This window comes from Xanthovirga aplysinae (assembly GCF_009711365.1).
In the GTDB taxonomy this organism is placed as follows: domain Bacteria; phylum Bacteroidota; class Bacteroidia; order Cytophagales; family Cyclobacteriaceae; genus Xanthovirga; species Xanthovirga aplysinae.
The window spans coordinates 1-10,858 of sequence record NZ_SMMB01001193.1; the positions used below are offsets into that span (position 1 = coordinate 1).

General features: G+C 36.7%; 8 protein-coding genes. 3 read left to right on the top strand and 5 right to left on the bottom strand.

Annotation, left to right across the window (positions count from 1 at the left end; translation table 11 throughout):
- Nucleotides 1-141: 141 nt before the first annotated feature.
- Together nadA and nadB are read left to right on the top strand one after the other, a co-directional pair.
- Nucleotides 142-1,134, top strand: coding sequence for a quinolinate synthase NadA (gene nadA, locus E1171_RS16280; protein ID WP_155207112.1), 993 nt, complete (start codon nucleotides 142-144; stop codon nucleotides 1,132-1,134).
- A gap of 141 nt (nucleotides 1,135-1,275) precedes the next feature.
- Nucleotides 1,276-2,871 carry an L-aspartate oxidase gene (gene nadB, locus E1171_RS16285; protein ID WP_155207113.1) on the top strand — a complete coding sequence of 532 codons (1,596 nt, stop codon included), beginning with the start codon at nucleotides 1,276-1,278 and terminating at the stop codon, nucleotides 2,869-2,871.
- Between the two features lie 178 nt (nucleotides 2,872-3,049).
- On the opposite strand, the gene xseB is transcribed toward nadB, so the two are convergent.
- The 5 genes from xseB to priA all read right to left on the bottom strand — a co-directional run bounded on the left by xseB (nucleotide 3,050) and on the right by priA (nucleotide 8,900).
- The gene (xseB, locus tag E1171_RS16290) at nucleotides 3,050-3,247 is read right to left on the bottom strand and encodes an exodeoxyribonuclease VII small subunit (RefSeq protein ID WP_155207114.1); all 198 of its coding nucleotides are present in this window, start codon (nucleotides 3,245-3,247) and stop codon (nucleotides 3,050-3,052) included.
- Nucleotides 3,248-3,277: 30 nt separating this feature from the next.
- Nucleotides 3,278-4,660 carry an exodeoxyribonuclease VII large subunit gene (gene xseA / locus E1171_RS16295; protein ID WP_155207115.1) on the bottom strand — a complete coding sequence of 461 codons (1,383 nt, stop codon included), beginning with the start codon at nucleotides 4,658-4,660 and terminating at the stop codon, nucleotides 3,278-3,280.
- A gap of 185 nt (nucleotides 4,661-4,845) precedes the next feature.
- Entirely contained in the window at nucleotides 4,846-5,544 is a 699-nt protein-coding gene (locus E1171_RS16300; protein WP_155207116.1) for a DUF6048 family protein, read from the bottom strand.
- On the bottom strand, nucleotides 5,516-6,217 hold the full coding sequence (locus E1171_RS16305; RefSeq protein WP_155207117.1) for a hypothetical protein: 702 nt from the start codon (nucleotides 6,215-6,217) through the stop codon (nucleotides 5,516-5,518). Before E1171_RS16305 ends, E1171_RS16300 begins: the two co-directional genes overlap by 29 nt.
- 166 nt (nucleotides 6,218-6,383) lie before the next feature.
- Nucleotides 6,384-8,900, bottom strand: a complete 2,517-nt coding sequence (gene priA, locus E1171_RS16310; protein WP_155207118.1) for a replication restart helicase PriA — start codon at nucleotides 8,898-8,900, stop codon at nucleotides 6,384-6,386.
- Between the two features lie 896 nt (nucleotides 8,901-9,796).
- Between priA and E1171_RS16315 the strand changes: the two genes are divergently transcribed.
- A complete protein-coding gene (locus E1171_RS16315) occupies nucleotides 9,797-10,549 on the top strand; it encodes a phenylalanine 4-monooxygenase (protein ID WP_155207119.1) in 753 nt (250 codons plus the stop codon).
- Nucleotides 10,550-10,858: the final 309 nt, after the last annotated feature.

The window sequence follows — 10,858 nt, forward strand, 5'->3', positions numbered from 1 at the left end:
TGTAATGGGATTTAGGGTTTTCGTTTACCTTATTGAATCCAAGATGTAGTAATTGTTTGTGAACAATTGCATGAATGAAAAAGCGTTAAATTTTTTAAGAATTTAGATTGCGACTAATTTTTGGTTAAAACTAGCATAAATATGTTAACCGAAGCTATCAAAGCCACAGCTGATCAATTAGGCTATATTAGTGTACCGGAAAAAGAAAATATCAATTTTGCCGAGGAAATAGTAAAATTGAAAAAAGAAAAAAATGCCGTTTTATTGGCGCATTACTATCAGGAACCCGCTATTCAGGATATTGCTGATTTTGTGGGAGATAGTTTGGCCCTCTCTCAAAAGGCTGCCCAAGTGGATGCCGATATTATCCTGTTTGCTGGAGTGCATTTTATGGCTGAAACTGCCAAAATCATTAATCCAAAAAAGAAGGTAATCCTGCCTGATTTTAATGCCGGCTGTTCGTTGGCAGAGGCTGCTCCTGCTAAAGAATTCAAAGAATTTGTAGAGGCTCATCCTGATCATACGGTAATTACCTATATTAATTCTTCTGCGGAGGTTAAAGCCTATACAGATATTACAGTCACTTCTTCAAATGCCTTAAAAATTGTGAATAGCCTTCCTAAGGAAGAAAAAATTATTTTCGCTCCTGATCGTAATTTGGGAAGATATATCATGAAGGAGACAGGAAGGGACATGTTGTTGTGGGATGGTGCCTGTGTAGTTCATGAGGCCTTTTCTATGAATAAATTGCTCGAATTGCATAAAGAGTATCCTCAAGCACAAATTATTGCTCACCCTGAATCGGAAATGCATTTATTGCAGACGGCTTCTTTTGTGGGCTCCACCGCTGCCTTGTTAAAGCATGTGAAAGAAGATAAATCCGATCAGTACATTGTAGCAACAGAAGCAGGAATCTTGCATAAAATGAAGCAGGCAGTACCGGGAAAAACCTTAATTCCTGCACCCTCAAAGGAAGATAATACTTGTGCCTGTAGCGAATGTGCCTTTATGAAGATGAATACTATGCAGAAGGTATATAATTGTTTGAAGTATGAATATCCTGAAGTGCAAGTAACGGAAGAGATTCGAATAAAGGCAGCCAAAGCCATTCAAAAGATGTTTGATTTGTCCTGATGAAATTTTGAGGATTCCCTTCTTACCTTGTTCATTGTTGGTGATGATATTAGGAGCAGGTCTAAAAATTTTCCTTTAAAATGAAAAAATTAGATTGGCTCTTATTGAAATACTTTTTTATAACCCTTATTGCTGTCCGAGATGAAGAAAGTTGACTTCTTAGTGGTCGGTTCTGGAATTGCTGGTCTGAGTTATGCATTGAAATTATGTGAACACTTTGAAAGCAAAAAGCGAGATGTAAATATTTGTATCTTGACCAAAGCTGAACAGTTTGAAAGCAATACCCAATATGCTCAGGGAGGAATAGCAGCTGTTATTGATAAAGAAGATTCCTACCAGCAGCACATTGAGGACACATTAGTTGCAGGTGCGTTTTTGAATGATGAGGAAGTAGTTCGAATGGTGGTCGAAGAAGGGCCAGATCGAATTAATGAACTGATACGTTGGGGAGCTAACTTTGACAAAGGAAAAGATGGCCAATACGACCTGGCAAAAGAAGGAGGACATTCTGATCACCGGATTTTACATCATAAAGATATCACAGGAAAGGAAATTCAGCGAGCTTTACTGGAGAAGGTCCAGAAAAGGAAAAATGTTGAATTATTAAATCATCTTTTTGCAATTGATCTAATTACCCAACATCATTTAGGAGAAAAAGTAACTAGGAACAGGGCCGATAAGCAATGTTTTGGGATTTACGCCTTAAATAAAATCAGTGGAGAGGTTGAAACTATTCTAGCCAAGGTAACTCTGTTGGCAACAGGTGGGGTAGGGCAGGTTTACCGGACCACCACAAACCCTTCTGTTGCTACCGGAGATGGAATTGCAATGACTTATCGGGCAAAAGGAGAAGTAAAGGGAATGGAATTTGTGCAATTTCATCCTACCGCATTTTATAATCCTACCCAAAAGGGGCATGCATTTTTAATAACAGAGGCTTTAAGAGGAGCGGGAGCTATTCTAAGGAATCATAAGGGAGAAAATTTCATGAAAAAGTATGATTCCCGTGGTTCTTTAGCACCAAGAGATATCGTGGCTCGTGCCATAGATGCTGAAATGAAAAAAGGAGGACAGGAACACCTTTGGTTAGATGCCTCTGATATTTCTCAGGACGAGTTGAACAATCATTTCCCTTCCATATTTCAAAAATGCCTTGAATATGGGGTAGACATTACCAAAGATTGGATACCTGTGGCCCCAGCTGCTCATTACATGTGTGGGGGTATTGAGGTGGACAAAAAAGGAAGAACTACCATTCATAATTTATTGGCAAGTGGAGAATGTACATATACCGGATTACATGGAGCCAATCGTTTAGCTTCTAATTCTTTGTTAGAAGCAGCTGTTTATGCCCATGAATCTTGTCAAACTGCTATTCAATTGTTTGATCATACGGATTTTCAAATCGGAGTTCCGCAGTGGAATAAAGAGGGAACAACAGTAGCAGAGGAAATGGTATTAATCTCTCAAAGTAGGAGTGATTTGCAGGCCGTAATGAGTAATTATGTAGGTATTGTTCGTTCTGATGAACGGTTGAATAGAGCTTTTGCACGTACCGCCCTTATTTTTGAGGAAACGGAGGCCCTTTACCGAAAGACAAGTCTTTCTCTCCCTCTTTGTGAGCTTCGAAATTTAATTAATATCACATATCTTATTATTTCTGCTGCCAAAGAACGAAAAGAGAATGTTGGTTTACATTTTTCCATCGATAATGAGGTATTAGAAACCTCCAGCTAATTTCATTAATAATCTCAATTTCTACTTTAAAAATTGTAAGGGAAATAGTTCTGGACTGTCTTTGTGTGGAGTTAAAATCCTTGAATTATCATATCTTATGGACGGAAGAACTTTGAGACGCAAATAATACGCCTCTACCATTCATTATTTAATATTAATTGTTTATTCTTTTTTAAAATTACTCCAACTCATCTAAAGTTGTATTAATGTCTGTTTCGGTTTTCTTCAATTTGGCTTTACATTTTTTTAAAAGCGAAAGTGCTTCTTTTACCATTCCTGAAAGCTCATCTACATTTGGTTCCCCATTTTCAATTTTTTCAACTATGCCTTCAATTTTTTCTATGGCTTCCTTATAATTAAATTTTTGTTTGCTCATAAGTTTTTAAAAAATGTTATGATTGGGCCATTAATCATTTATAGCCTTCTCTGCTTCCTTTACAATACTTTTTATTAATTGTATGTCTGTTTTGGTCATTAATTCATCCCCTGACCTTATTTCTTCCACTTCTCGCAGGATTTTTCCATTTAAGGTGGTAATGCTATATCCCCTTCGCAAAACATTGATAGGGTCCAATAATTGGAGTTGTTGTTGAAGTTTTTCCAATTGATGTTTCTGCTGATTTAAAAATAGCAGGGAGTGAGTGTTTAAATGTTTTTCTAGCTCGCCTAACTTTTGTCCTGATTCTCGAATCAAATTTCGGCTGGAATAGATCAGGCGATGTTTTAATTGAGTATTAGTGTTTTCTTCTTTTTGTAGTAATTGTCTGCTGGAATGTTGGAGATTTTGGCCTAGTTTTTCCGTGCGATGTATTTCTTTTTGGATTTCATGTCTTACTCCATAATTTAACCGATCAGTAAGTTTGTCTATCAAATTCCAGTGGTCCTGAATAATTTGTTTACTTGATCCCTGGATTCTATCAGTTAGTTGATTCAACTGTTCATCTACAGCCATGGCTTTCCCAAGGAGATATTCTGCAGCAGCTGTAGGCGTTTTTACAGCCGTGTGGGCAACCATGTCAGTAATGGTTTCATCTCTTTCGTGACCAATGCCCGTGATAACTGGAATAGGGAATTGGGCTGTATGGGCAGCGATTTGGTAAGTATCAAAACAATCCAGGTCCACCTGAGCACCTCCTCCTCTGAGAATTAAAAGGCAATCAAAATCATCAAGACTTTCATGCACCAGATGTATGGCTTCAAGGATGGAATCTGCCGCTCGATCGCCTTGTAAGGTTGCTCGGAATAACTTGGTGTGAAATTTATAACCGTAAGGATTATGGTGAAGTTGGTCCATGAAGTCTCCGTAGCCCGCTGCGGTAGGAGAGCTTATAATGGCAACCCGTTGAGGGAAAAAGGGCATGTCTGCTTCCTTATTCATGTCAAAGACTCCTTCCTCAAGTAGTTGGTTGATTACTTCCTGTTTTCTTCGTGCTCTTTCTCCTAGTGTATATTGGGGATCAATATCCTTTATGTTCAGGCTTAAGCCAAAAACTTGATGGTATTGGACCACTACCTTGGCCAAAATCTTCATCCCTTCCTGCAATTCCTGGCGGGTGATGGACTCGAACCATCTGCTAATGTTGTAAAATTCATATGACCAAATGGTTGCCCGGGCCTTGGCAATTATCTTTTCCTCTTCTTTTTCCACCAGATCCATGTAGCAGTGACCTTTATGATTCCGCTTCATTTCTCCGATTTCTGCCACTACCCAATAGGTGGGTTCCAATTGTTCATTAAGTGCTAATTGAATCAATTGATTGAGCTCGGATAAAGAAAGGGATTCCTGCATAAGATTTTTGCTGATTGGGGAAAATTAAGAGTTATGGATAGTTAAGAAATACCAGCTGTTTTATTTAAAATGAAAGTTCAGGCTTGTTAATTACACCCTATTGTCTAAATCCTTCTCACCCCATCAACTGGGGCAATTTCCTGGAAATTACTTGTTTTTGGACACCATTTTCCTTCTTAACTGACCTAATCTTTGGGTTTAAAGTTGATTCTGTATTTTAAATATAGGTTGACCGCAGGTACAGTGTTATTGAATCTTCTTCCGTAACCCGGTATGTTGTAGGTGTTTACCGGATCAAAAGTCGGGGCGGAGGCAAGAATTCGGAAACGCAATAGCATACCGGCTCTTAGGCCCGCAAATAATTTTCTTTCAGAACCAATAATAATCTCTCCCCAGTTTGCCTTTAAATTTTTCCAATCAAAATTCTCAGTAAAATCATCATTTAGTGAACCTTCGATTTTAAAATTGGCTTTTTCGTCGTAAGTGCTTTGTCCGTAATTTGCTCCAACAAAAATTTCATTTTTCTTATCCAGTGGAATACGGTATTGGAGTCCCACCTTGTAATATTCACCTTCAGTAATGAAGGTTGTATTTAAATAGGGTTTATCAGGGGTCAGTTGGGCTATTCCATATTCGAAAGACAAGGCGAAATTATGTTTTAATAAAACATTTACCCCGGCTTCATATTTTTCTTCTGTATCCAAAAGCAATGAAGCAAACTTAAGGTAATCTGTTTTTAATTCTATTCCTTGAATCCAATAAGGATTTGGAACTTCCTCTTCCTGGGGTAAAGGAATTTCATCCTGTGCCTTAGCTAAATGAACAGGTAATATCCCCACCAACAAAAATAAAAATTTAATATTCCAATGTAATCGTCGTCTCATGGCTGTAGCAATAATTACAAACCTCCTCAGGGTTTATTGTCGCTTTAGAAAAAATAATAGTTTGTTGATCAGTGGCCTGGTCTTCATTTTCGGGGTTTACTGGGGTTCGATCAGTATAAATATCGACGAAATTGATGCCTTTGGCCACTACATCAGCTCCTTCTCTCTCAACTCGATAGTAAACCCTTAGCTCGTCTTCAATATCTATTCCCATTGCTTCATCTTTTAATAAGATTAAATATTTTGTGGTATAGGAATCTATTGGAAGTTGATCAGGGTTTGGCATTAATAAAGGAAACTGAAAAGTTCTTAGAATTTCTTTTTCTTCATCAAATTTGGTGATTTCTATTCCTGTCTCGAGATTTATGATTTTATCTAGTTTGGTCCAACCTTTTTCAAAATCGGCTTTTTCGTCTTTCAAATCTGAAATTTCTTTCTCAATATTTTCTATATCGGCCGCATTTGCCACAGGGTCTTCTTCATCCAGAAGCTTCAATTCTTCTTCTTTTTCCTTAATTTGATCAGCTAAGGCGTTAATTTTAGTTTTATTGAGAAACTTTACATTAACAAAAGGTTCATGATAAATATTGCTGCAGTCTTCGCATTCCTCACAGCCGCTTAAACTATAAAGTGAAAATAGACCGAACAGGAAAAAAAGAAAAAATCGTCTCATGCTTGGGCGTTAGTAAAAAAGTTAATCCTGCAAATTTAAAAGAGTTTTTGGATATTCAGCTTGAATTAAAGGAGTTTTAATCTTAAAACCTGAGTTTGATTTTATTTTTAAGTATTTGTAAATCAGTTTATAATGTAGGAATAGGGTTTATTTAAATATATTTGAATTAAAAAGGATCGACATCGATAATTACTGAAATACCTTTTAAGTTTTTATCTTGTAATATTTCTTCCCTGGCTTTTTGAATTTTTTCTTTACCCTTTGCCAGGTTGATCCCTTTCTCAAGTTTTATTAGAATTTCCCTCCTATATTGGTTTCTAATTTTTGCAATAAACGGTTCAGTAGGACCCATAACACGGTTATGGCCAAGGTCTTCTTTTAAAATATTGGCAAGAACTCTGCCAGCTTTTTCACAAACATTCTGATCGAAATGCCTTATGGAGATTTTTATCAATCTTACAAAGGGGGGATATTTATATTGATTACGTTCTTTAATCTCTTCTCGGTAAAGACCGAAATAATCTTGCTGCAGTACTTTTTGTAATATGGGTTGATCAATTTTAGCCGATTGAATGACCACTTTTCCTCCTGTATTTCCTCTTCCTGCTCTTCCACTTACCTGGGTAATCATTTGGAAAGCCCTTTCATGAGCACGAAAATCTGGGAAGTTAATTATTCGATCCGCATCGACAATGCCTACCAGACTTACTTTGTCAAAATCAAGTCCCTTACTGATCATTTGTGTTCCCACTAAAATATCAATATTTCCTTTGGAGAAATCATCTATAATTTGCTGATAACCATATTTTCTTCTGGTGGTATCTAGGTCCATCCGTTGTACCTTAGCTTCGGGAAATAAAGAGTGAAGGTCTTCTTCTATTTTTTCTGTGCCAAAACCTACCATCTTTAATTTGGAAGAACCACAAGCAAGACAGGTTACAGGTGGTTTTTCTTTATGGCCACAGTAGTGGCATTTCAGCTCATGGCTATACAAATGATACGTTAAACTCACCGCACAACTTTGGCATTCGGGAATCCAACTACAATCTTCACAGGATAAGTAGGGTGCATACCCTCTTCGGTTTTGGAAGATAATTGCTTTTTCTCCTTTTTTTAAAGTTTCAGAAATTAAGCTGACTAACTCGGAAGAAAAATCGCCTTGGAGTGTTTTACGCTTTCGTTCTTGAAGAATGTCCGTTGTTTTTAATTCTGGTAGTTCGGCTCCACCATATCTTTGGTCAATAGTAACTAGGCCATACTTGCCACTTCGGGCATTGTAGTAAGATTCTATGGAAGGGGTTGCTGATCCAAGGAGGCTTTTTGCATGATGAAAGTACGCAAGCATGAGTGCCAGGTCTCGAGCGTGATATCGAGGCGAAGGCTCCTGTTGTTTATAAGAAGTTTCATGCTCTTCATCTATAATGACCAATCCTAGATTATTGAAAGGCAAAAAAACTGATGATCGAACTCCTACCACCAAAGGGAACTCCCCACTGAGGACTCCTTTCCAGACTTCTACTCTTTCGTTGTCAGAAAATCGGGAATGATAAATTCCCATTTTATCCCCAAAGACTTTTTGCAATCGTCCTACGATTTGAGTGGTTAAGGCAATTTCCGGAAGTAGGTAAAGAACCTGGCTACCGCTTTCTATGGCCTCCTGAATCATTTGAATGTAGATTTCTGTTTTCCCACTCCCGGTTATGCCATGCAGTAAAACCGTGTCTTTTTGTTCAAATTGATTGTAAATATTTTGTTTGGCATGTTCTTGGGCTTCGTTTAGTACGATTTTTTGTTCCGAAGAAAAAGGGATGCTTCCAAAGCGACTTACGATTTCTTCGTAAGCTTCCATGATACCGTTATTTACTAGTGTATTTAAAGAGGAGGTGGAAACCCCACTGTCGACCAATTCCTTGCGAGATAGGCCAGAATTATTGCAGGTGGGATCTTGTAGTACATTAACTCTTTGTAAATAATGAAGCAAGACATCCAGTTGCTTTGGCTTTTTTTCCAGAGTCCCAAATAACTCCTGCAATTGTTCTCGGTTAATCGCAAATTGCTCCTTTAGTCTGATTTTTTTGACTACCTTGGGCTTGTATTTTTCTTTTATTTCTTCGAATATCAGTATAGCCTCTTTTTTGATTAGAGAGTTGAGGACATGATAAAAATTTTTTTGCTCCAAAATTTTTTCTACATCCGGATAGGAAAGGGTGTCGTTATGCTTTAAGGCTGCTAATAAGCGAATTTCTTTGAAAGAAAATGTGTTTTGACTAGTTTCTAACTGAAATTCCGGATGCAGTTGTATTCGAGATTGACTGCTGAGTTTTAAACCAGAAGGAAGGGCAGCATTTAAAACTTCACCTATAGGGCAGAGATAATAATTTGCCGCCCAATGAAGCAATTGGAGTTGCTGTTTGCTGACCACTGCTTCTTCATCTAATACTTCCAAAACCATTTTTGGATGATAGGCTTGGGGGGCCTCTTTATGAATCTTTCCAACGATTCCCGTTAGAATTTTTTTCTTGCCAAAAGGAACAATCACTCGAAAACCAACTCCGATTTGGTCTTTCCACTCCATTCCTAATTGATAGGTATACAATTTGGGAATGGGTACTGGTAAAATTACATCTACGTAAACTTTTACCGAAGACAAAGCAGAAGGTTGTTCAAAAAGTGAAGTATTCAAAATTCTTTTGCTTAAAAGCCCTTAATGATTAAACACAGGCAAAGGAATATCAAAGGATTAAGTAATTAAATTTAATATTTCAAATCACTGATTTTTTCCAAAGCCTTAAAAACTGTGGTCAATCAAAAATTTCTAAAAATTAAAAAGTTTCTTTCAGGGAGAAATTTTTCCCTGGAAAGACTTAAGATTTTGATTTTCCCCTCTCGAAAATTTATTCTTTTTTGAAAAGAGCCTTTTCTGGTGAGGCCAGCTTTATTTCGGATAAAATTACTATAAAAGATGTTCAAAACAGAAGATCTAAGGAAAAACAGTAGTCAGTTTTCATTTAGGTCCCTATTTATTAAATGATTATGGAATGGATTTGAAAGGTGGTTTAAGGGAAGATCCTTCTTTGTTCTAGTGTTTTTTATGGGCCTTCGTTTTTAATGAAATTATTAGAATTAGGGTTTAAGGTTCAACTGTTCTTCTTTCAATTTTGGGAAAACGCATCTAAAAATGTATATTTGGAGACTTAGAATCCAGGTTTATTCCTATTTGATATAGAGGTTACACCGGGTTAAATAATGTTATCATAAATAAATTACTTGAATAGATGCATTTTGACATTAAGAAAGGTTTTTATGAATTTTTAAAAAGTGCTAGCTTGGAAGAGCTACATAGGAGCCTTGGTTTCTTTTTTATCATATTTGGGGAATTCCCCTTTTTGGGGACGTTCGGTAAATACCCTACCCTTTAGAACCTGATTCTTTCCCTGGACTCAGGTTTTTTTTATGCCTATTTTTAGGGTCCTGTTTTTTGAGGAGAAGAGTAGGAGGAAGGAAATAATTAGATATTAACTAATGTCATTTTGCATCGTTTAATTTTTTAGGAAGAAGAAAGCCTAAACTTTTCAGATTATGGAAGAATTAAAACGGATGAAGCAGGAGTATGATAAGTATACTGCTGACGATTTTAAAGTTTGGAACCTACTTTATGAGCGACAAATGAAGAACCTGCCGGGGGCAGCGAGTAATGCGTATTTACATGGTGTGGAGCTTTTCGGTTTTAATCCAGATGCTATCCCTAAATTTGAAGACATGAACAAAGTGCTAAAGGAAACTACAGGTTGGCAGTTGTTTGTTGTCGCAGGCTTAATTCCCGAAGAGCCATTTTTTAGGTTGTTATCAAATAAGCAGTTTCCAGCAAGTACCTGGTTTCGAAAATTGAAAGAAATTGATTATCTGGAAGAGCCGGATATGTTCCATGATACTTTTGGTCATATTCCTTTGCTAACAAATAAGCCATTTACCGATTTTTTAGTTGAAATTAGCCGTTTGGGGCACAGATATGTAGGAAATGCTTATGCGATTGAATTAGTGTCAAGGATTTATTGGTTTACGGTGGAGTTTGGACTAATAAAAGAAGAAGGGAATGTGAAAATATATGGTGCAGGAATATTATCATCTGCAGGGGAATCCAAATATTGTTTAAGCGAAGAGGCTAAACATCTTCCATATGATGTGGATGTGATTTTAAATACTCCTTATAGAAAAGATGTATTTCAGGATCGTTATTTTGTTATTGATTCCTATGAGCAGCTGTTTAATTCAATTCCTCAAATTGAGGCCAGTCTAGATAGAGAAGTGCATAAAGCGGCCGCGGAAGGTTAATAAAGGAAATTTCGAATCAAAAATTAGGAATTCCGGGTTTGATATCCGAAGATCTTCATATTTGATCAAAAGTTGAAAACTGTATGAATTGAGCAATAAAGGTATTCGAAATTATTTTGTTGTAATATCAATTGGAGTTTAAATTAGATTTCTTTAAAAGACCAGCATTTTTTAAGCTGGTTTTTGTCATTTAAGGGATGAAAAGATTAAGGTTTTTTAGATCTTAAAACTTAATTAAGGTGATTTAATTTGAAAATAATCATCTAAGTTTTAAAATCCCCGTTAAAAGCACAAGAAGAATCTTTAAGG

Coding starts and splice junctions, on each gene's coding strand:
- nadA (WP_155207112.1), top strand. CDS start 142: ATGTTAACCGAAGCTATCAAAGCCACAGCTGATCAATTAGGCTATATT.
- nadB (WP_155207113.1), top strand. CDS start 1,276: ATGAAGAAAGTTGACTTCTTAGTGGTCGGTTCTGGAATTGCTGGTCTG.
- xseB (WP_155207114.1), bottom strand. CDS start 3,247: ATGAGCAAACAAAAATTTAATTATAAGGAAGCCATAGAAAAAATTGAA.
- xseA (WP_155207115.1), bottom strand. CDS start 4,660: ATGCAGGAATCCCTTTCTTTATCCGAGCTCAATCAATTGATTCAATTA.
- E1171_RS16300 (WP_155207116.1), bottom strand. CDS start 5,544: ATGAGACGACGATTACATTGGAATATTAAATTTTTATTTTTGTTGGTG.
- E1171_RS16305 (WP_155207117.1), bottom strand. CDS start 6,217: ATGAGACGATTTTTTCTTTTTTTCCTGTTCGGTCTATTTTCACTTTAT.
- E1171_RS16315 (WP_155207119.1), top strand. CDS start 9,797: ATGGAAGAATTAAAACGGATGAAGCAGGAGTATGATAAGTATACTGCT.